Annotated in this window: 26 protein-coding genes; 24 read left to right on the plus strand and 2 right to left on the minus strand. The window is 66.4% G+C overall.

Annotated features, from left to right (window positions below):
* Positions 1-4: 4 nt before the first annotated feature.
* The 17 genes from rpsQ to AC4GY7_RS08075 all read left to right on the plus strand — a co-directional run bounded on the left by rpsQ (position 5) and on the right by AC4GY7_RS08075 (position 11,661).
* Complete coding sequence (rpsQ, locus tag AC4GY7_RS07995) at positions 5-277, plus strand: 30S ribosomal protein S17 (RefSeq protein WP_037534161.1); 273 nt, start codon at positions 5-7, stop codon at positions 275-277.
* 162 nt (positions 278-439) lie between these two features.
* On the plus strand, positions 440-808 hold the full coding sequence (rplN, locus tag AC4GY7_RS08000) for a 50S ribosomal protein L14 (protein WP_017979484.1): 369 nt from the start codon (positions 440-442) through the stop codon (positions 806-808).
* The gene (rplX, locus tag AC4GY7_RS08005; RefSeq protein WP_491112905.1) at positions 808-1,125 is read left to right on the plus strand and encodes a 50S ribosomal protein L24; all 318 of its coding nucleotides are present in this window, start codon (positions 808-810) and stop codon (positions 1,123-1,125) included. Before rplN ends, rplX begins: the two co-directional genes overlap by 1 nt.
* Complete coding sequence (gene rplE, locus AC4GY7_RS08010) at positions 1,118-1,702, plus strand: 50S ribosomal protein L5 (RefSeq protein ID WP_017979482.1); 585 nt, start codon at positions 1,118-1,120, stop codon at positions 1,700-1,702. Before rplX ends, rplE begins: the two co-directional genes overlap by 8 nt.
* A gap of 41 nt (positions 1,703-1,743) precedes the next feature.
* Positions 1,744-2,049 (plus strand): 30S ribosomal protein S14, encoded by a 306-nt coding sequence (rpsN, locus tag AC4GY7_RS08015; RefSeq protein ID WP_443583926.1) that lies wholly within the window; start codon positions 1,744-1,746, stop codon positions 2,047-2,049.
* Positions 2,050-2,060: 11 nt separating this feature from the next.
* Positions 2,061-2,456, plus strand: coding sequence for a 30S ribosomal protein S8 (gene rpsH, locus AC4GY7_RS08020; protein ID WP_037534152.1), 396 nt, complete (start codon positions 2,061-2,063; stop codon positions 2,454-2,456).
* Positions 2,456-2,989, plus strand: a complete 534-nt coding sequence (gene rplF / locus AC4GY7_RS08025) for a 50S ribosomal protein L6 (protein ID WP_443583925.1) — start codon at positions 2,456-2,458, stop codon at positions 2,987-2,989. Before rpsH ends, rplF begins: the two co-directional genes overlap by 1 nt.
* Positions 2,989-3,345 (plus strand): 50S ribosomal protein L18, encoded by a 357-nt coding sequence (gene rplR, locus AC4GY7_RS08030; RefSeq protein ID WP_443583924.1) that lies wholly within the window; start codon positions 2,989-2,991, stop codon positions 3,343-3,345. Before rplF ends, rplR begins: the two co-directional genes overlap by 1 nt.
* Positions 3,346-3,347: 2 nt before the next feature.
* Entirely contained in the window at positions 3,348-4,109 is a 762-nt protein-coding gene (gene rpsE, locus AC4GY7_RS08035) for a 30S ribosomal protein S5 (protein ID WP_443583923.1), read from the plus strand.
* A 6-nt stretch (positions 4,110-4,115) separates the two neighbouring features.
* A complete protein-coding gene (gene rpmD / locus AC4GY7_RS08040) occupies positions 4,116-4,292 on the plus strand; it encodes a 50S ribosomal protein L30 (RefSeq protein ID WP_443583922.1) in 177 nt (58 codons plus the stop codon).
* A 345-nt stretch (positions 4,293-4,637) separates the two neighbouring features.
* The gene (locus tag AC4GY7_RS08045) at positions 4,638-5,714 is read left to right on the plus strand and encodes an acyltransferase family protein (protein ID WP_491112906.1); all 1,077 of its coding nucleotides are present in this window, start codon (positions 4,638-4,640) and stop codon (positions 5,712-5,714) included.
* 95 nt (positions 5,715-5,809) lie between these two features.
* Positions 5,810-6,352 carry a 50S ribosomal protein L15 gene (gene rplO / locus AC4GY7_RS08050; RefSeq protein ID WP_443583920.1) on the plus strand — a complete coding sequence of 181 codons (543 nt, stop codon included), beginning with the start codon at positions 5,810-5,812 and terminating at the stop codon, positions 6,350-6,352.
* Between the two features lie 260 nt (positions 6,353-6,612).
* The gene (gene secY, locus AC4GY7_RS08055) at positions 6,613-7,977 is read left to right on the plus strand and encodes a preprotein translocase subunit SecY (RefSeq protein WP_491112907.1); all 1,365 of its coding nucleotides are present in this window, start codon (positions 6,613-6,615) and stop codon (positions 7,975-7,977) included.
* A 32-nt stretch (positions 7,978-8,009) separates the two neighbouring features.
* Positions 8,010-8,654, plus strand: a complete 645-nt coding sequence (locus tag AC4GY7_RS08060; protein WP_443583918.1) for an adenylate kinase — start codon at positions 8,010-8,012, stop codon at positions 8,652-8,654.
* A 584-nt stretch (positions 8,655-9,238) separates the two neighbouring features.
* Positions 9,239-9,934 (plus strand): winged helix-turn-helix domain-containing protein, encoded by a 696-nt coding sequence (locus AC4GY7_RS08065; RefSeq protein WP_443583917.1) that lies wholly within the window; start codon positions 9,239-9,241, stop codon positions 9,932-9,934.
* Between the two features lie 49 nt (positions 9,935-9,983).
* The gene (locus tag AC4GY7_RS08070) at positions 9,984-11,321 is read left to right on the plus strand and encodes a sensor histidine kinase (RefSeq protein ID WP_491112908.1); all 1,338 of its coding nucleotides are present in this window, start codon (positions 9,984-9,986) and stop codon (positions 11,319-11,321) included.
* Between the two features lie 175 nt (positions 11,322-11,496).
* Positions 11,497-11,661 (plus strand): hypothetical protein, encoded by a 165-nt coding sequence (locus AC4GY7_RS08075; protein ID WP_443583915.1) that lies wholly within the window; start codon positions 11,497-11,499, stop codon positions 11,659-11,661.
* Between the two features lie 42 nt (positions 11,662-11,703).
* Here the strand turns inward: AC4GY7_RS08075 and AC4GY7_RS08080 are convergent, their stop codons facing one another.
* The gene (locus tag AC4GY7_RS08080) at positions 11,704-11,850 is read right to left on the minus strand and encodes a hypothetical protein (RefSeq protein ID WP_443583914.1); all 147 of its coding nucleotides are present in this window, start codon (positions 11,848-11,850) and stop codon (positions 11,704-11,706) included.
* 147 nt (positions 11,851-11,997) lie between these two features.
* On the opposite strand from AC4GY7_RS08080, the gene AC4GY7_RS08085 reads away from it, so the two are divergent.
* From AC4GY7_RS08085 to guaA, 7 genes are all read left to right on the plus strand, one after another.
* The gene (locus AC4GY7_RS08085; protein WP_491112909.1) at positions 11,998-12,273 is read left to right on the plus strand and encodes a hypothetical protein; all 276 of its coding nucleotides are present in this window, start codon (positions 11,998-12,000) and stop codon (positions 12,271-12,273) included.
* Between the two features lie 48 nt (positions 12,274-12,321).
* Complete coding sequence (locus AC4GY7_RS08090) at positions 12,322-13,128, plus strand: hypothetical protein (protein WP_491112910.1); 807 nt, start codon at positions 12,322-12,324, stop codon at positions 13,126-13,128.
* Between the two features lie 254 nt (positions 13,129-13,382).
* Entirely contained in the window at positions 13,383-13,751 is a 369-nt protein-coding gene (gene rpsM, locus AC4GY7_RS08095) for a 30S ribosomal protein S13 (protein WP_491112911.1), read from the plus strand.
* An 85-nt stretch (positions 13,752-13,836) separates the two neighbouring features.
* Positions 13,837-14,226 (plus strand): 30S ribosomal protein S11, encoded by a 390-nt coding sequence (rpsK, locus tag AC4GY7_RS08100; protein ID WP_017979464.1) that lies wholly within the window; start codon positions 13,837-13,839, stop codon positions 14,224-14,226.
* An 83-nt stretch (positions 14,227-14,309) separates the two neighbouring features.
* The gene (locus tag AC4GY7_RS08105; RefSeq protein WP_491112912.1) at positions 14,310-15,377 is read left to right on the plus strand and encodes a DNA-directed RNA polymerase subunit alpha; all 1,068 of its coding nucleotides are present in this window, start codon (positions 14,310-14,312) and stop codon (positions 15,375-15,377) included.
* Positions 15,378-15,634: 257 nt separating this feature from the next.
* On the plus strand, positions 15,635-16,057 hold the full coding sequence (gene rplQ, locus AC4GY7_RS08110) for a 50S ribosomal protein L17 (RefSeq protein WP_443583909.1): 423 nt from the start codon (positions 15,635-15,637) through the stop codon (positions 16,055-16,057).
* Between the two features lie 390 nt (positions 16,058-16,447).
* Positions 16,448-18,004: a glutamine-hydrolyzing GMP synthase gene (gene guaA, locus AC4GY7_RS08115; RefSeq protein ID WP_443583908.1), complete on the plus strand. Its 1,557-nt coding sequence runs from the start codon at positions 16,448-16,450 to the stop codon at positions 18,002-18,004.
* Between the two features lie 7 nt (positions 18,005-18,011).
* On the opposite strand, the gene AC4GY7_RS08120 is transcribed toward guaA, so the two are convergent.
* Positions 18,012-18,179, minus strand: a complete 168-nt coding sequence (locus AC4GY7_RS08120; protein ID WP_491112913.1) for a hypothetical protein — start codon at positions 18,177-18,179, stop codon at positions 18,012-18,014.
* Positions 18,180-18,297 lie beyond the last annotated feature (118 nt).

Genomic DNA, 18,297 nt, shown 5'->3' on the forward strand with positions numbered 1-18,297 from the left:
TTTCATGCCGAAGCGCGTGCTGACCGGACTGATCGTGTCCGACAAGGGCGACAAGACGGTGGTCGTGAACGTGGAGCGCAAGGTCAAACACCCGCTCTACGGCAAGATCATCCGTCGTTCGAAGAAGTACCACGCCCATGACGAGGCGAACGAGTACAAGCAGGGCGAGACCGTGCGCATCGAAGAGACTGCGCCGATCTCCAAGCTGAAGACCTGGAAGGTCGTCGATCGGGTAAACACCCATGCGACGCCCGAGCGGGTCGACGTCGACGCATAAGCACGCGCCGGCTGCGGCCGGCGGGTGAAGGGCAGGGGGCTTGCCTCCTGCCAGCGGAGTGGTTACAGGGCCGCTCCCCCGGTGCAGTTCGCTGCGCCGGGGTCATTGTTTTAGGCGGGGTTGGGTCGGTATCCACCCCATAGACGAGAAGGAAATGGATCAATGATCCAGATGCAATCCAATCTCGACGTCGCTGACAACAGCGGCGCGAAGCGGGTGCAGTGCATCAAGGTGCTGGGCGGCTCGAAGCGTCGCACGGCATCGGTCGGCGACATCATCGTCGTCAGCATCAAGGAAGCACAGCCCCGCGGCAAGGTGAAGAAGGGCGACGTGCATCGCGCCGTCATCGTTCGCACCGCCAAGGACATCCATCGTGCCGATGGTTCGACCATCCGCTTCGACGGCAACGCTGCTGTCCTGGTCAACAAGAACGAGGAGCCGATCGGCACCCGTATCTTCGGCCCGGTCGTGCGCGAGCTGCGTGGCAAGAAGCACATGAAGATCATCTCTCTGGCGCCGGAGGTGCTGTAATGGCCGCCGCGAAGATCAAGAAGGGCGATCGCGTCATCGTCCTGTCCGGCAAGGACAAGGGCAAGACCGGCACCGTCACCATCGCCATGCCGAAGGACGGCAAGGTCGTGGTCGAGGGCGTCAACGTCGCGACCCGTCACCGCAAGCCGACCCAGGCGAACCCGCAGGGCGGCCTGGAGCGCACCGAAGCGCCGCTGCACATCTCGAAGGTCGCGCACGTGACCGCCGACGGCAAGCCCACCCGCGTCCGTTTCGAGACGCAGGACGGCAAGAAGGTCCGCGTGGCCGTGAAGTCCGGGGAGAAGATCGATGGCTGATGCCTACAAGCCCCGGATGAAGGGCATCTACGAAGACACGATCATCAAGGCGATGGTCGAGAAGTTCGGCTACAAGAACGTCAACGAGATCCCGCGGATCGAGAAGATCGTGCTGAACATGGGCGTCGGCGAGGCGACCCAGGACAAGAAGCGCGTCGATCAGGCCGCGTCGGAAATGGAGCTGATCGCCGGTCAGAAGCCGGTCATCACCAAGGCGAAGAAGTCGATCGCGCAGTTCAAACTGCGTGAAGGCATGCCGATCGGCGTCAAGGTGACGCTGCGTCGCGAGCGCATGTACGAGTTCCTCGACCGCTTCATCACGATCGCGCTGCCCCGCGTGCGCGACTTCCGTGGCCTGAACCCCAAGAGCTTCGATGGTCGCGGCAACTATGCCTGCGGCATCAAGGAACAGATCATCTTCCCGGAGATCAACTACGATCGCATCGACAAGGTGCGCGGGATGGACGTGATCGTCACCACCACGGCGAAGACCGACGACGAGGCGCGCGAGCTGCTGCGTCTGTTCGGCTTCCCGTTCCCTCAGCCCGAGGCTGAGCAGCAGAAGCAGGCCGCGTGAGCGGTCTTGCTTCCCTGAACTAAGGAAGAGAGCTTAAGTCCATGGCGAAACTGAGTTCCATCAACAAGAACGAGCGTCGCAAGAAGCTCGTGAAGCAATATGCTCCCAAGCTTGCGAAGCTGAAGGCGCAGGCGAACGACCAGAGCCTCGACGAGAACGAGCGCCTGATCGCCCGTCTCAAGATGGCCGAGCTGCCGCGCAACGCGAACCCGACCCGGATCCGCAACCGTTGCGAGATCACCGGCCGTCCGCGCGCTTACTATCGCAAGTTCCGTCTCGCACGCGTGATGCTCCGCGATCTGGCCAACAAGGGCCTGATCCCCGGTCTCACCAAGTCGAGCTGGTAAGGATCACGAAAATGGCAGTGACCGATCCCCTGGGTGACCTGCTCACCCGCATCCGCAACGGCCAGCGCGCGAAGAAGGACAGCGTCCTCTCGCCCGCGTCGAAGCTGCGCATCCGCGTCCTCGACGTGCTGCAGCGCGAAGGCTATATCCGTGGCTACAGCGACGAACAGATGGGCCCGGCCGCCGGCGTCCGCATCGAGCTGAAGTATTTCGAGGGCCAGCCGGCGATCAAGCACGTCGCGCGCGTTTCGAAGCCCGGCCGCCGCGTCTATTCCGGTTCGCAGGAATTGCCGCGCGTCCGCAACGGCCTCGGCATCACCATCGTCTCGACGCCGCGTGGCGTTCTCTCCGACGCGGAAGCGCGTGAGCAGAACGTCGGTGGCGAAGTGCTCGCGGAGGTCTTCTGATGAGCCGCATCGGTAAGAAGCCGGTCACCGTACCGGCGGGTGTGACCCCGACGATCAGCAACGGCGTCATCAGCGTGAAGGGCCCCAAGGGCACCCTGACCATGCCGATGCGCGACGAAATCAGCTACACCGTCGAAGACGGCGGCATTTCGGTGCAGCCGGCCAACGACACCAAGCGCGCGCGCGCCTTCTGGGGCATGCAGCGCACCATGGTGCAGAACCTGGTCACCGGCGTGACCGAGGGCTTCACCAAGAAGCTGCTCATCACCGGCGTCGGCTATCGTGCTGCCGCGCAGGGCAAGACCCTGAAGCTGCAGCTCGGCTACAGCCACGACGTCAACATCGACGTGCCGGAAGGCATCGAGGTGAAGACGCCTGACGCGACCACGGTCGAGATCAGCGGCTCCGACAAGCAGAAGGTCGGTCAGCTGGCCGCCGAGATCCGTCAGTGGCGCAAGCCCGAGCCGTACAAGGGCAAGGGCATCAAGTACGACGGCGAGTTCATCTTCCGCAAGGAAGGGAAGAAGAAGTAATGACCAAGGGTCTTTCTCTGTTCCAGAAGCGCCGTCGGCGCAATCGCACCGCGCTGAAGGCGCGTTCGGGCACCCGCCCGCGTCTGTCGGTGCATCGTTCGGGCAAGCACATCTATGCCCAGGTCATCGACGACGTCGCCGGCAGGACCGTCGCGTCGGCATCGACCCTGGAAAAGGACGTGCGCGGCACCTCGGGCGCCAACATCGCGGCAGCGACCGCGGTCGGCACCCGCGTGGCGGAAGCGGCCAAGGCGGCGGGCGTGACGCAGGTCGTGTTCGATCGCGGCGGCTTCCTGTTCCACGGCCGTGTCAAGGCGCTGGCGGAAGCCGCGCGTGAAGCCGGATTGGAGTTCTAAGAATGGCTGACGAGAACAACGTGCAGCCGGCAGCGGCTGAGGGCGCACCGCAGGACGCTTCGGCGCCGCAGGGCGGCCAGCAGGGCGGCTTCGGCGGTGGACGTGGTGGTCCGCGCGGCGGCCGTGGTGGCGGCGGTGGCCGTGGTCCCGGCGGTCCGGGTGGCAACCGCGGCGGCCGTGACGGCGGCCGTGGTGGCCGTCGCGACGATCGCCGTGGCGGTCAGGACGATGGCGGCGAAGAGCTGATCGAGAAGCTGGTCCACATCAACCGCGTCTCGAAGACGGTGAAGGGCGGCAAGCGCTTCGGCTTCGCGGCGCTGGTCGTCGTGGGCGACGGGAAGGGCCGCGTCGGCTTCGGTCATGGCAAGGCACGCGAAGTGCCGGAAGCCATTTCGAAGGCGACCGCTTCGGCCAAGAAGGCGATGGTTCGCGTTCCGCTGAAGGACGGCCGCACGCTGCATCACGACGGCAACGGCCACTTCGGTGCCGGTCGCGTGACCGTGCGTTCGGCGCCGCAGGGCACCGGCATCATCGCCGGCGGTCCGATGCGCGCGATCTTCGAATCGCTCGGCGTCGCCGACGTGGTGACCAAGTCGATCGGCACGTCCAACCCCTACAACATGATCCGCGCCACGTTCGAAGCGCTGGGCGACCAGACCTCTCCGAAGGCGGTGGCGCAGCGTCGTGGCAAGAAGATCGCCGACCTGCTCGGCCGCGGTGGTTCGCAGACCGCCGAGGCGGATGCTGCGGCCGTCACGGAGTAACGCGACATGGCGACGATCAAGATCAAGCAGACCGGTTCGCCGATCCGCCGCACGAAGGACCAGCGCGCGACGCTGGTCGGCCTTGGCCTCAACAAGATGCACAAGGTGTCGGAGCTGGAAGACAGCCCCGAAGTGCGCGGCATGATCCGCAAGGTCCAGCACATGGTCGAAGTGCAGGGCTGATCGCCCGGCATTTCGCTGAAACAGGAAAGGGGGTCGGTTCGCCGGCCCCCTTTTTCGTGCGGGCGATCGGCCAGAGCGGGGGCGGGCGAACGCCTGCCTCTTATCCTCCGTCACCCCGGACGTGTTCCGGGGGCCACCGCGCCAGAGTCACGGGGCTTGGGGCTCCTGCCGAACCGAGGATTTGGGAACGCGTCCGGTGTGACGGAGGGGGGCGCGGTAATAGCGCTTCGATCATCGATACGCACAGGCTCGTCCACGGCGGTGAACGGCGGGTTGCATGAACGCCCCATGCGCCTCCACGCGTAGCATGATCGGTTTACCGGTACGCTGCTAGAAGCCCGCGCGATGAGGATCGGTGCAGAACCCGCAGACGCCAACACGACCCCTCCGCACGCAGGCCTGAGCCCGGCAGCCCGCGCGCTGCTCGATGCCGCCCGTGCCTGCGCCGCGCTGTATGTCGTCGCGCATCACGTCGCCAAGGCGCATGCGCTTGCCGACCTGCCGGGTTACGCCCTGCGCTTCGGGCAGGAAGCGGTGCTGGTGTTCTTCCTGCTCAGCGGCTTCGTGATCTTCGCCAACGAGCGGCGGAGGGCGCTCCATCCGCTTGGCTACGGCTGGCGGCGGGCGCGGCGCATCTATCCGCCGCTGATCGCCGCGCTCGGCGTCTCGACCCTCGTCGCCTGGAGCAACGGCGATCTCTCTCAGCGCTTCGATGCCGGCCAGCTGGCGGGCACGCTGCTCGCGGTACAGGATATCGCGGCGCTGAAGCCCGGCGTCTGGGCCGACCCCTATCTCGGCAACGATCCGCTCTGGTCCTTGTCGTATGAGATCGCCTTCTACCTGATTTTCCCGTTCGCGCTGCGCTGGTGGACCGCGGCGCCGCGCAGCGCGAACCATGCGATCGGCCTCGCCTGCTGTCTCGCCTATGGGGTCTACGCCGTGCTGCCGAACCATATCGCGCTCGTCGTCGCCTATTTTCTCGTCTGGTGGAGCGGGGCGATGGCCGCTGCGGCCTATCTGGACGGCGCCCGCCGGCTGCGCGGCATCGCCGTGCCGCTGCTCTGGCTGCTGCTGTTGGGCCTGGCGGCGGCTGCGGTGGTGGCGTGGCGCGGCTATGACGGCTTCGGGCGCTATCCGATGCTGCCGCTGCGCCATTTCGCCAGCGCCGCGATCATGGTGGTGTGCCTGTTCGGGCCGTTAGGGCACATGCTGTCGCGGGTCGCCGCCGCAACCCCGCGGCTGTGGGCGGGTATCGCCAGCGTGTCCTACGGCCTCTACGTCCTGCACATGCCGTTGCTGGTCGATTGGCGGCTGGCGCAAAGCCCTGCCGGCCTGTGCCTTGCGGCGGTGCTGCTCGTGGCGCTCGCCTGGGTGGTCGAACGGTGGCTGCCGCGGCTGCTGCCACGCGCGCCGGCGTCCTGACGGCACGGAAAAGCGCGTGACATCGGCGGGTGATGCCGCTATGCGCCCGCGCTTCCTATCCATCAGCGCGACCAAAGCGAAAGCGAGTGCAATCCATGAAACTGAACGAACTCCGCGACAACCAGGGCGCCCGCAAGTCCAAGATCCGCGTCGGACGCGGCATCGGCTCGGGCAAGGGCAAGACCGGCGGCCGCGGCGTCAAGGGCCAGAAGAGCCGCGAGGGCGTCAGCATCGCCGGCTTCGAAGGCGGCCAGATGCCGCTCCACATGCGTCTGCCGAAGCGCGGCTTCAACAACATCTTCGCCAAGGATTATGCCGAGGTGAACACGGGCGCGATCCAAAAGGCGATCGATTCGGGCAAGCTGTCGGCAGAGGGCACGATCGACCAGGCGGCGCTGAAGGCGGCCGGCCTGGTGCGCGGCGGCAAGGACGGCGTGCGCGTGCTCGGCAAGGGCGAGCTGACCGCGAAGCTGAGCTTCCACGTCGCCGGCGTCTCGGCCGGTGCGCGCGAGATGATCGAAAAGGCCGGTGGCTCGCTCGATATCCCGACGATCGTTCCCGCCGCCGAAAAGGCCGCCGCCAAGAAGGGCGTCGCCTACAAGGCGCGTCAGGAAAAGAAGGCGTCGTTCAAGGCGTAAGCCGCTCTCCCATCATCTTCCGTCATGCCGGACGCGTTCCGGCATCCACTCATCCCCGGGCGCTGGCGCCAGAGGACGCGTGGGCCCCGGAACACGTCCGGGGTGACGTCGGGATGAGACACGAGGTGCGTCGCGATTAGACAAGGCGTGCTGAGCGCCTATATGAGCGGCGGGGCGGTAAAAACGCATCCCGCCGTTTTTGTTTCGCACCCATGGAAGTATGACTTTCGTGGGAACCCGTTTCCAGGACACCGACACGCATGGCATCCGTAGCCGACCAGATGGCGCAAAGCATCAGCCTCGCGAAATTCGCGCAGGCGACCGACCTCAAGAAGCGGCTGTGGTTCACGATCGGCGCGCTGATCGTCTTCCGCCTGCTCAGCTACGTGCCGCTGCCAGGCATCGACCCGACCGCGCTCAACCTGCTGTCGCAGCGCACCACGGGCGGCGTGCTGGATTTCTTCAACACCTTCTCGGGCGGTTCCTTGAGCCGCATGTCGCTGATCGCGCTCGGCGTGATGCCGTACATCACGGCATCGATCGTCGTGCAGCTCGCGACCTCGCTCAGCCCGCAGCTCGCCGCGATCAAGAAGGAAGGCGAATCGGGCCGCAAGAAGCTCAACCAATATACCCGCTACGGCACCGTCGCGCTGACCGCGATCCAGGGCTATTTCATCGCCGTCGGGCTGGAGGCGCTGGCCGCGACCAACGGCGTGCAGGCGGTGATCGAGCCGGGCATGACCTTCCGCATCGCCGCGGTCATCAGCCTGATCGGCGGCACCATGTTCCTGATGTGGCTGGGTGAGCAGATCACCAGCCGCGGCATCGGCAATGGCGTGTCGCTCATCATCATGGCGGGCATCGTCGCGCATCTGCCGACCACGCTGGTCAACCTGCTGGAGGGCGGGCGCTCGGGATCGATCGACGCGGTGCGCCTGATCGGTATCGTCATCGCCGTCGTCGCGCTGATCCTGTTCATCTGCTTCATGGAGCGGGCGCAGCGCCGCATCCTGATCCAGTACCCCAAGCGCCAGACGCAGCGCGGCATGCAGGCGGATCGCAGCCACCTGCCGCTCAAGATCAACACCGCGGGCGTGATCCCGCCGATCTTCGCCTCGTCGCTGCTGCTGATGCCGCTCACCATCTCGCAGTTCGCCGGCCAGCGCGTCGCGGGCGAATCGAAGTGGGGCGATTTCATCATCACCCTCAACCAGTATCTGGCGCACGGGCAGCCGGTGTACATGGCGCTCTACGCCGCCGGCATCATCTTCTTCTCGTTCTTCTACACCGCCGTCGTCTTCAATCCGGAAGAGACCGCGGACAACCTGAAGCGTTATGGCGGGTTCATCCCCGGCATCCGTCCGGGCAAGAATACCGAAACCTATTTCGATTACGTGCTGACCCGCATCACCGTGATCGGCGCGGCCTATCTGACCGTGATCTGCCTGTTGCCCGAATATCTGGTGTCGGCGCTGTCGATCCCCTTCTACCTGGGCGGCACCAGCCTGCTGATCGTCGTCAACGTGACCATGGACACGGTGACGCAGATCCAGAGCCACCTGCTGGCGCATCAATATGGCGACCTCATCAAGAAGGCGAAGCTGAAGGGCGGGCGCCTGCGTTAAGCTGATCCACGCGCGGTAAAGGGAGTGCGCCGGTGAACATCATCCTTCTCGGACCGCCGGGGGCGGGCAAGGGTACCCAGGCGCAGCGGCTGATGGCCACGCGCGGCATGGTGCAGCTGTCGACCGGCGACATGCTGCGCGCGGCGGTGAAGGCGGGCTCGCCCGTCGGCCTGCAGGCGAAGGCGGTGATGGACGCCGGCGAGCTGGTGTCGGACGCCATCGTCTCGGCGCTGATCGGCGAGCGGCTCGACCAGGGCATCGGTGGCGGCGCGATCTTCGACGGCTATCCGCGCACCGCGGCGCAGGCCGCCTCGCTCGACGAACTGCTGGAGGCGCGCGGCCTTACGCTCGATCATGTGATCGAGCTGGAGGTGGACGAGGCGGCGCTAATCGAGCGCGTCGAGGGCCGCTACACCTGCGCCAAGTGCGGCGAGGGCTATCACGACCGCTTCAAGGAACCCGCCGTTCCCGGCGTATGCGACGTCTGCGGCTCGACCGAATTCAAGCGGCGGCCCGACGACAATGCGGAAACCGTGCGCACCCGCATGAACGAATATCGCGCCAAGACCGCGCCGATTCTGCCGATCTACCAGGTCCGCGGGCTGGTGCAGAAGGTCAACGGCATGGCCGACATCGATCACGTCAGCCAGGCGATCGGCCAGATCCTCGACGGCTGACGAAATCCTCCCCGGGACGGGGAGGGGGACCGCCGGCGAAGCCGGTGGTGGAGGGGGCTCTCCACGAGCGGCATCGCCTGCCGAACGCGCCCTTCGTCAGCGCCGCGCACTGTCACCTCCCCGTGCCAGGGAGAGCTATCGCATATGGCTGGGACGGCTGCCGGGCTCGGGTTAAGGGGCATCCCATCCCGATATTTCCCGTCACCCCGGACTCGTTCCGGGGTCCACCATGCCGCAAAACCAATAGCGTATGGGTATGCGGCACGGTGGATGCCGGACCAAGTCCGGCATGACGGAGGATTGAAGAACGCCGCCCCCGTATCAAACAGCCCATATGCGATAGCCCTGCCGTGCCGGGGAGGAATTATCCTTTCGGCATAACCTGTTACAACCATGACGCGTTTGTCATGTCCGGGTCATCGCGCCGCTATTCCTCCTCACGTAGAACCGATGCACGACCTCGATGGGGTCGGCAGGTTCGACGAGATCGGTACCCGACACTCCCGGGGGTGCCGTAGGGGCCGGCGGAAGGGATGCTTTCCGCCGGCCTTTCCTGTAATGGCGGGATCCGTGAGGAAGGAATCGTGAGCCGCAAGATCCTGATCGTCGAGGACGACAGTTCCACCGCCGCCTATCTCGCCAAGGGCCTGTCGGAAGCGGGCTATGCCGTGGAATCGGCGCGCGACGGCCGCGACGGCCTGTTCCTGGCGAGCGAGGGCATCTTCGACCTCGTGATCGCCGATCGCATGCTCCCCGGCCTCGACGGCCTGTCGATGGTCAGCGCGATCCGCGCCGCGGGCATCGCCACGCCGGTCCTCGTGCTCTCCGCGCTCGCCGCCGTCGACGACCGCGTCGACGGGCTGAAGGCGGGGGCGGACGATTACCTCTGCAAGCCCTTTTCCTTCGCCGAACTCTCCGCCCGGATCGAGGCACTGGTTCGTCGCTCCGATCGCGCCGCGACGGAGCCGGCCAAGACCAAGCTGTCGGTCGGCGATCTGGAGATCGATCTGCTCGCCCGCGCCGTCACCCGCGCGGGTCGCGCCATTCCGCTCGGCGCGCGCGAATTCAACCTGCTGGAATTCCTCGCCCGCCATGCCGGCCAGGTCGTCACCCGCACGATGATGCTGGAAAAGATCTGGAACTACCATTTCGATCCCGGCAGCAACGTCGTCGACGTCCACATCGGCCGCCTTCGTCGCAAGCTGGAGGATGGCTTCCCGTCGCCGATCCTCCACACCGTCCGCGGCGCGGGATATCGGCTCGCGGCCGAGCCGGTCTGATCTGCCGCAATTCCGTTCGCATGGCCGGGGGAACGGGATAGGATGGGCCATGCGCCTGTCCGTCACCGCCCGTATCGCCCTGCTGTCGATCGCCCTGGCGCTGGTGTCGAACCTGGTGCTGGTCGGCTTCGTCTGGAAGCGGACCGACGCCGCGGTGATCGGCACCGTCCGCCGCGAGACGATCGAACAGGCCGACGCGATGGTCGAGATCTACGAGGCCGGCGGCCTGCCCGACGTGGTGGAGGCGATCGGCCATGCCCGCGCCGCGGGGGATACCTCGCTGCTGCTCGCGGTGTTCGATGCGCGCGGACGCCGCATCGCCGGCTTCGCGCCCGATGCGCTCGGCGTGCCGCTTGCCCCCAGCCCGTTCCGCATCGCCGATATCGATGGTTCGGAGGCGACCAGCGACATCGGCTTCACGCTGCGGCCGATCGGCAGCCACTGGCTGCTCACCGGGCGGCGGCTCGATCTGGTCGAGGCGGAACGGCACGCGATCGAAGGCGCGCTGGCTGTCGCCATCCTCCTGTCGCTGGTGCTCGGCATCGGCGCCGGCCTGGTGCTGGCGCGCTATGTCGGCGTGCGGCTCAACCGGATCGCGGCGGTGATCGCCGCAGCGGGGGAGGGCGACCTGTCACGCCGCGTGCCGGTCGCCCCGACGCGCCGCGATGCCTTCGACCGGCTCGCCGACCAGCTCAACCTGATGCTCGCCAAGCTCGAGCGCGTCATGGTCGAACTGCGCCTCGTCACCGACAGCCTCGCCCACGACCTGCGCTCGCCCCTGACGCGGCTGCGCACCAAGACCGAGCAGGCGGTGCTGATCGCCGACCCGCACGCGCGCGAGGCCGCACTGGGCGGCCTGCTCGCCGAGACAGATCTCGTGATGCGGATGCTGACCATGGTGATCGAGATCAGTCGCTCCGAATCGGTATCGCGCGACCGCTTCATCCTGGTCGAACCCGCCGATCTGGTCGAGGAGATCGCCGAACTCTACGAGCCCGTCGCCGAGGAGGCGGGGCTCGACTTCACGCTGGCGATCGATCCTTCCGCCCCGCCGATGTCGCTGCACCGCGAGCTGCTGAGCCAGGCGATCACCAACCTCATCGACAATGCGCTGAAACATGCGGCGAGCGGCGGGGTGCTGACGCTGCGCCTCGTCGTCCATACGCATGAGATCGCGATCCAGGTCGAGGATCGCGGCGCCGGCATCGCCGAGGCGGACCGTGCGCAGGCGTTGAAGCGCTTCGGCCGCCTCGATGCGGCGCGGACGACGCCGGGTGCGGGGCTGGGCATGGCGCTGATCGAGGCGGTGGCCCGCCTGCACAATGGCCGCTTCGAACTGGCGGACAATGTGCCGGGGCTGGTCGCGCGGATCGTATTACCGATCTGATTCGGACCGATCGTCGTATTTTCCGAACGATCGACGGTTAACCACTTGTCAGGCGGCGCGCGATAGCGTGTCGGACGAACGCGGCCGGGGGGCCGCTATTTCGTGGGGCTTTGCGCCGGTAGCGGCAAGAAGGAGCGTTATGCTTGGGGCGATCGTGTTGACCTATGGGATGCTGATGAGTTTCGTGCTGCAGGGCGCGTCGCGCAATGCACGGCTGAAGCGGCCCAATCCACCGATGCTGCAATATGTCGGCTACGTGCTGTGCGGCCTGTCCGCTGGCCTGTCGGCGATGCTGCTGCTGATGGCCTTCACGGCCAAGGGGCCGCTGCCGCTGGTCTGACGGGGAGTGGCCGGGCTGCCGCGGTTGCGGGAGCCCGGCGGGTCAGGCGGCGCGGCGCGCGATCAGCGCCGCATCGATCCGCGCGACGAGTTCGCTCATCGCCGGGGGCGACCAGGGGGCGAGCGCGACGGGTGCCGGCGCCTGTACCTTTTTCGCAATCCGGTCATAGGCATGCTGGGCAAGAGCCATCGCGGTGTCCTTTCGCCCGACGATATGGCCGATTCGCTCCTGCCAAATGGTTAACACGGGCGATAAACGTCTGCTAACCTACTGGCATCGCGGGAAAGGCAGGATATGCCGGTTCGCGATCGCCACGCCCCGATCATCAGGATTCCCATGGACCCGCTCAGCCTCTTCGGCCTGTTCGCCATCCTCTTCATGCTGCTCTGCTATCTGATGGAGGATCGTTCGCCGTGGTGGACGCTGGGCTTTGCGGCGGGGTGCGTGCTCAGTTCGATCTACGGCTTCCTCCAGGGCGCCTGGCCGTTCGGCGCGGTGGAACTGCTGTGGACCGCCATCGCGCTGCGCCGCTGGTGGCTGGCGCTGGCACGGACACGCACGGCGACTGGGGCCGGATCGGTATCGATTGACGCTGTGGCGGATCGGTCCTAGCCTCGGCATCACCGAGTAGCGCGTTCCCTCTTGTCCGAAGGAACTCCGATGTCCCGTATCCTCATTGGCGCCTGTATCGGCGCGCTGTGCCTTTCCGCCGCTGCCGTTCCTGCCGCCGCGCAGAAGGCCGCATCCTTCTCCGGAACATGGAAGGGCGATGTCGCCTCCGCCAAGCTGCCGGCCAAGCCCGATGTCTTCATGCTGAAGGATGGGCGCTACAGCTGCTCCAGCTGCGTGCCGGCGGTCGCGGTGAAGGCGGACGGCACCGCGCAGGCGTCGCCCGGCCACGATTATTGGGATCACATCGCGGTCAAGCCGGTGGATGCCCGCACCATCGCCTACCGCTATACGCGCGGCGGCAAGGTGGTGACGACCAGCACCGACACCGTGTCGCCGGACGGCAGGACGCTGACCAGCCGCTGGCGGTCGACGGACAATGCGAAGGGCGTGGAGCAGAGCGGTACCAAGGTCGAAACCCGCATCGGCCCGGCGCCCGCCGGGGCGCATGCCGCGTCGGGCAGCTGGCGGCGCGAAGCGATCAAGGCGATCAGCGATTCGAGCCTGTACCTGACCCTGAAGGACGACGGCCGCGCGCTCACCTTCTCGCAGCCGAGCGGCGAAACCTTCACCGCGCGCTTCGGTGGACCTGCGGTGCCGATCGTCGGTGATCCCGCGCGCACCATGGCACAGGTCCGCCGGGCCGGCCCGCGCACGATCGTGGAAACCGACACACGCGACGGCAAGGTGGTGTACGTCTATACCATGACGCTGGCGCCCGACGGCCGTAGCATGACGATGGTCAACGAAGACCGGCGGCAGGGGACGAAAACGCAGTTCGTCGCGCACCGGCAATAAGGCATGGCCATCACCGGGCGATCCGTCGGCCCGGTGATGGCGGTCCCGGCAAAGCGGTGCGGAACCGGTCGCTTGACAGGGCGTTTGCGCGCGCCTACCTGCACTCCTCTCCGAAATACCGGCTTGCGGCGGCGCTCGTTTGCGTTCGCCGTGCTTTGCGTAGGGCAAGGGCGGCCGGTATGGCTCGGAGGATGCGATGAGATGGGGATCGTGGCTAGCCATGCCGTTCCCCGTGGAGCTAGGAGAAACGTTTCATGGCACGTATCGCGGGTGTCAACATCCCGACCAACAAGCGCGTGGTGATCGCGCTCACGTACATCCACGGCATTGGCCCGGCCAAGTCGAAGGAAATCACGACCAAGCTGAACATCGCGCCCGAGCGCCGCGTTCAGGACCTGACCGATCAGGAAGTGTTGCAGATCCGCGAGACGATCGACGCCGATCACACCGTGGAAGGCGACCTGCGTCGCGAAACCGCGATGAACATCAAGCGCCTGATGGATCTCGCCTGCTATCGCGGCCTGCGTCATCGCAAGGGCCTGCCGGTTCGCGGCCAGCGCACGCACACCAATGCGCGCACCCGCAAGGGCAAGGCGAAGCCGATCGCAGGTAAGAAGAAGTAAGCGCCTCCGCGCTTCCTTCTTTCGCCGGAGGCGGGTCGGCAACGATCGCCCGGCGTTTCAGCTAGACAAGGTCAGGACTTAATCCATGGCACGTGAACCGCAGCGTCTTCGCCGTCGCGAACGCAAGAACATCACCGCCGGCGTCGCCCATGTGAACGCCAGCTTCAACAACACCATGATCACCATCACCGACGCGCAGGGCAACGCCATCTCGTGGTCGTCCGCCGGCATGATGGGCTTCAAGGGCAGCCGCAAGTCGACCCCGTATGCCGCCCAGGTGGCTGCGGAAGACGCCGGCAAGAAGGCCGCCGAGCACGGCGTCCGCACCCTGGAAGTCGAAGTGAAGGGTCCGGGTTCGGGCCGCGAATCGGCGCTGCGCGCGCTGCAGGCGGTCGGTTTCCAGATCACCTCGATCCGTGACGTCACCTCGATCCCGCACAATGGCGTGCGTCCGTCGAAGCGCCGCCGCGTCTGATCTCCCACGCGCCGGCTGACGAGTCGGCGCGTCTTTCTCCCGGCTGGAACCGCCCCCGTTCCGGCCCAAATTAGGGGACACCTGTGTCTGTCAACGCAAAGAACTGGCAGGAACTGAAGAAGCCCAACGGCCTTGAGAAGAAGGGCGGCGATGGCAAGCGCAAGGCGACCTTCGTGGCCGAGCCGCTGGAGCGTGGCTTCGGCCTGACGCTCGGCAACGCGCTGCGCCGCGTGCTGCTCTCCTCGCTGCAGGGCGCGGCGGTGACCTCGATCAAGATCGAGAACGTGCTGCACGAATTCAGCAGCCTGGCCGGCGTCCGCGAGGACGTCACCGACATCGTCCTCAACGTCAAGCAGATCGCGATCCGCATGCAGGGCGAGGGGCCCAAGCGCCTCCAGCTCTCCGCGACCGGTCCTGCCGAGGTGAAGGCCGGCGACATCGCCGTGTCGGGCGATATCGAGGTGATGAACCCCGACCTCGTCCTGTGCCACCTCGACGAAGGCGCGACGCTCAACATGGAGCTGACCGCCGACATCGGTAAGGGCTATGTCCCCGCGACCGCCAACCGTCCGGCCGACGCGCCGATCGGCCTGATCCCGGTCGACGCGCTCTATTCGCCGGTGCGCCAGGTGTCGTACAAGGTCGATCCGACCCGCGTCGGGCAGGACCTCGATTACGACAAGCTGACGCTGACAATCGAGACCGACGGCACGGTGACCCCGGAAGACGCGGTGGCCTATGCCGGCCGCATCCTTCAGGACCAGCTGGCGCTGTTCGTCCACTTCGACGATTCGGCGATCACGCGGTCTTCGGCTCCGATCGGCCAGGCGGCCGCTCCGGCTGCCGGCGGCGAAGCGGCGAGCGACACGCAGCAGATCAACCGTTACCTTCTCAAGAAGGTCGACGAGCTGGAACTGTCGGTGCGTTCGGCCAACTGCCTGAAGAACGACAATATCATCTACATCGGCGATCTGGTCGGCAAGACCGAGGCCGAAATGCTGCGTACCCCGAACTTCGGCCGCAAGTCCTTGAACGAGATCAAGGAAGTGCTGTCGTCGATGGGGCTGCGCCTCGGCATGGAAATCCCCGGCTGGCCGCCTGAGAACATCGAAGAGATGGCCAAGAAGCTGGAACAGGAGATCATGGGCTGAGCCGCACGCGGATAGCGATGCTATCCGCGAGACGGCGTAAGCCCGGCCGACGGGTCGGGGAGCGGCAACGCCGCAACCCGATCCCGTTCGACGTGACCGGTGCGGCTTCGCCGCACCGCCACCCGGCCACCCGAAAGGCATGCTCCTTGGCGTGACTTTTGAGACTTTCCAAAAGGGCGATGGGCGGTGGCCCTCTCACAACACCGCCAGCTCTGGGGTTCCGTGACACGGCCCCTTAACGAACGAAGGACTTACCCATGCGTCATCGCGTCGGCGGCCGTAAGCTGCAGCGTACCTCGGCCCATCGTACGGCTCTGTTCCGCAACATGTCGGCCGCGCTCATCAAGCATGAGCAGATCACCACCACCGTCGCCAAGGCGAAGGAACTGCGCCCCTATGTCGAAAAGCTGGTGACGCTGGCGAAGAAGGGTGGCCTGTCCAACCGTCGTCTCGCCCATGCCCGCCTGCTCGACGATGCGCAGCTGGTGAAGCTGTTCGACGTCCTCGCCTCGCGCTACGCCGATCGCAACGGCGGCTACACCCGCATTATCAAGGCCGGCATCCGCGCGTCGGACGCTTCGCCGATGGCGATCATCGAGTTCGTCGACCGCGACGTCTCGGCCAAGGGCCAGGATTCGGGTCCGGTCCAGTCGGACGAGGATTTCGACGAGGCGGCGTAAGCCGCAGCGTGGCTGCGACGAGGCTCACGCCTCGTCCGGCCGGCGCCGCGGACAGCGACGTCCGACGCCCCGGCTTTGCCGAGTCGTGTTGCGGAAATGGGATAGGCCGCGCCAGCGATGGTGCGGCCTTTTTCGTGGGCGTCGCGCATCAGAGCATCGAGCTGTAGACCCGGCTCGCTCTAATCTCCGTTTGCCCTGAGCTGTCGAAGGGCAGATCGCCACGGGCCGGGCGTGCGCGGCACGATGCCCTTCGACAGGCTCAGGACAAACGGATCAGGTTTGAAGCTCGAAGTTGTCGGCCCGCCGCGGCGAAGCCGCGTCGTCGGACGGGGCCTCGGCCCCGCCGGCCGGGCTTGGCCTTGGCGGGCGCGCCCGCTAAGGCCTGCGCCCATGCAGCATACCGACACCATCCTGATCGTCGACTTCGGCAGCCAGGTGACCCAGTTGATCGCCCGCCGCGTCCGCGAGGCCGGCGTCTACAGCGAGGTCGCGCCCTTCCAGTCAGCCGAGGAAGCGTTCGACCGGATCCGCCCGGCCGGCATCATCCTGTCGGGCGGCCCCGCCTCGGTGACGCTCGCCACATCGCCGCGCGCGCCGCAGCGCTTCTTCGAGGCGGGCGTGCCGATCCTCGGCATCTGCTACGGCCAGCAGCTGATGAGCGCGCAGCTCGGCGGCAATGTCATCGTCTCGGGCGACGGCGGCGAGTTCGGCAAGGCCTATGTCGAGGTGAAGCACCCCTGCGCGCTGTTCGACGGCCTGTGGGCGGAGGGCGAGCGCCACCAGGTCTGGATGAGCCACGGCGACAAGGTCGATGCGCTGCCGCCCGGCTTCACCCCCGTCGCCACGTCGGAGGGTGCGCCCTATGCGATCGTCGCCGACGAGGCGCGGCGCTTCTACGGCGTGCAATTCCATCCGGAGGTGGTCCATACCCCCGACGGCGGCAAGCTGATCGCCAATTTCGCGCGCCACGTCTGCGGCCTCGCCGGCGACTGGACGATGGCCGAGTTCCGCGAGGCTAAGATCGCCGACATCCGCGCCCAGGTCGGCAGTGGCAAGGTGATCTGCGGCCTGTCGGGCGGCGTCGACTCCTCGGTCGCCGCGCTGCTGATCCACGAGGCGATCGGCGACCAACTGACCTGCGTGTTCGTCGACGGCGGCATCCTGAGGGCAGGGGAGGCCGAGCAGGTCGTCGGGCTGTTCCGCGGCCATTACAACATTCCGCTCGTCCATGTGCAGGCGCAGACATTGTTCATGAGCGGCCTCGCCGGCGTCACCGACCCCGAGGCCAAGCGCAAGTTCATCGGCAAGACCTTCATCGACGTGTTCGAGGCGGAGGCCAAGAAGATCGGCGGCGCCGAGTTCCTGGCGCAGGGCACGCTCTATCCCGACGTGATCGAGAGCGTCAGCTTCACCGGCGGCCCGTCGGTGACGATCAAGAGCCACCACAATGTCGGCGGCCTGCCAGAGCGCATGAACATGAAGCTCGTCGAGCCCTTGCGCGAATTGTTCAAGGACGAGGTGCGCGCGCTGGGTCGTGAACTGGGCCTGCCCGAGGTGTTCGTCGGCCGTCACCCGTTCCCCGGTCCAGGCCTTGCTATCCGCATCCCCGGCGAAGTCACGCAGGAACGCTGCGACATCTTGCGCAAGGCGGATGCGATCTATCTTGAAGAGATCCGCAACGCCGGGCTGTACGATGCGATCTGGCAGGCATTTGCGGTGTTGCTGCCGGTCCGCACCGTCGGCGTGATGGGTGACGGGCGCACCTATGATTCCGTGCTGGCGCTGCGTGCGGTCACCTCGACCGACGGCATGACCGCCGAGGTCTTCGACTTCCCGAGCGACTTCCTGCCCCGCGTCGCGACCCGCATCGTCAACGAGGTGAAGGGCGTCAACCGCGTCGTCTACGATTACACGTCCAAGCCGCCCGGCACGATCGAATGGGAATGATCCCAGCCTAGCCGATCGCGGCCGCATTCTCCTGCTTGGCATCGTCGAGCACCTGCTTGTGCGTCAGGTTTTCGCCGATGAAGATCGCGATGATGGTCAGCGCGATGAAGGCGACCGCGATTCCGGCTGCCCATTTCAGGCGGCGGGCCTTGGGATCATCGTTCTGGCGCGGCATTATGTGGTGTCCTGCTGCGGTGACCGGAGGCTTCAGAACCCCGGAAGCGGTTGAAGGTTCAGGGGAAAACGGCAAAGCGTCCAAAACGGCCGGAGCGTTGCTGCGGATCGCCCCGTCG

This window comes from Sphingomonas sp. SP5 (genome assembly GCF_058313455.1).

Excerpts from the sequence above, each read along its gene's own strand:
- rpsK (WP_017979464.1), top strand. The coding sequence starts at position 13,837 with ATGGCACGTGAACCGCAGCGTCTTCGCCGTCGCGAACGCAAGAACATC.
- rpsM (WP_491112911.1), top strand. The coding sequence starts at position 13,383 with ATGGCACGTATCGCGGGTGTCAACATCCCGACCAACAAGCGCGTGGTG.
- rplQ (WP_443583909.1), top strand. The coding sequence starts at position 15,635 with ATGCGTCATCGCGTCGGCGGCCGTAAGCTGCAGCGTACCTCGGCCCAT.
- rplR (WP_443583924.1), top strand. The coding sequence starts at position 2,989 with ATGACCAAGGGTCTTTCTCTGTTCCAGAAGCGCCGTCGGCGCAATCGC.
- guaA (WP_443583908.1), top strand. The coding sequence starts at position 16,448 with ATGCAGCATACCGACACCATCCTGATCGTCGACTTCGGCAGCCAGGTG.
- rpsE (WP_443583923.1), top strand. The coding sequence starts at position 3,348 with ATGGCTGACGAGAACAACGTGCAGCCGGCAGCGGCTGAGGGCGCACCG.
- AC4GY7_RS08045 (WP_491112906.1), top strand. The coding sequence starts at position 4,638 with ATGAGGATCGGTGCAGAACCCGCAGACGCCAACACGACCCCTCCGCAC.
- AC4GY7_RS08085 (WP_491112909.1), top strand. The coding sequence starts at position 11,998 with ATGGACCCGCTCAGCCTCTTCGGCCTGTTCGCCATCCTCTTCATGCTG.
- rpsN (WP_443583926.1), top strand. The coding sequence starts at position 1,744 with ATGGCGAAACTGAGTTCCATCAACAAGAACGAGCGTCGCAAGAAGCTC.
- rpsQ (WP_037534161.1), top strand. The coding sequence starts at position 5 with ATGCCGAAGCGCGTGCTGACCGGACTGATCGTGTCCGACAAGGGCGAC.
- rplO (WP_443583920.1), top strand. The coding sequence starts at position 5,810 with ATGAAACTGAACGAACTCCGCGACAACCAGGGCGCCCGCAAGTCCAAG.
- AC4GY7_RS08080 (WP_443583914.1), bottom strand. The coding sequence starts at position 11,850 with ATGGCTCTTGCCCAGCATGCCTATGACCGGATTGCGAAAAAGGTACAG.
- AC4GY7_RS08075 (WP_443583915.1), top strand. The coding sequence starts at position 11,497 with ATGAGTTTCGTGCTGCAGGGCGCGTCGCGCAATGCACGGCTGAAGCGG.
- AC4GY7_RS08090 (WP_491112910.1), top strand. The coding sequence starts at position 12,322 with ATGTCCCGTATCCTCATTGGCGCCTGTATCGGCGCGCTGTGCCTTTCC.
- rplF (WP_443583925.1), top strand. The coding sequence starts at position 2,456 with ATGAGCCGCATCGGTAAGAAGCCGGTCACCGTACCGGCGGGTGTGACC.
- rplN (WP_017979484.1), top strand. The coding sequence starts at position 440 with ATGATCCAGATGCAATCCAATCTCGACGTCGCTGACAACAGCGGCGCG.
- rplE (WP_017979482.1), top strand. The coding sequence starts at position 1,118 with ATGGCTGATGCCTACAAGCCCCGGATGAAGGGCATCTACGAAGACACG.
- secY (WP_491112907.1), top strand. The coding sequence starts at position 6,613 with ATGGCATCCGTAGCCGACCAGATGGCGCAAAGCATCAGCCTCGCGAAA.
- AC4GY7_RS08120 (WP_491112913.1), bottom strand. The coding sequence starts at position 18,179 with ATGCCGCGCCAGAACGATGATCCCAAGGCCCGCCGCCTGAAATGGGCA.
- AC4GY7_RS08070 (WP_491112908.1), top strand. The coding sequence starts at position 9,984 with ATGCGCCTGTCCGTCACCGCCCGTATCGCCCTGCTGTCGATCGCCCTG.
- rplX (WP_491112905.1), top strand. The coding sequence starts at position 808 with ATGGCCGCCGCGAAGATCAAGAAGGGCGATCGCGTCATCGTCCTGTCC.
- rpsH (WP_037534152.1), top strand. The coding sequence starts at position 2,061 with ATGGCAGTGACCGATCCCCTGGGTGACCTGCTCACCCGCATCCGCAAC.
- rpmD (WP_443583922.1), top strand. The coding sequence starts at position 4,116 with ATGGCGACGATCAAGATCAAGCAGACCGGTTCGCCGATCCGCCGCACG.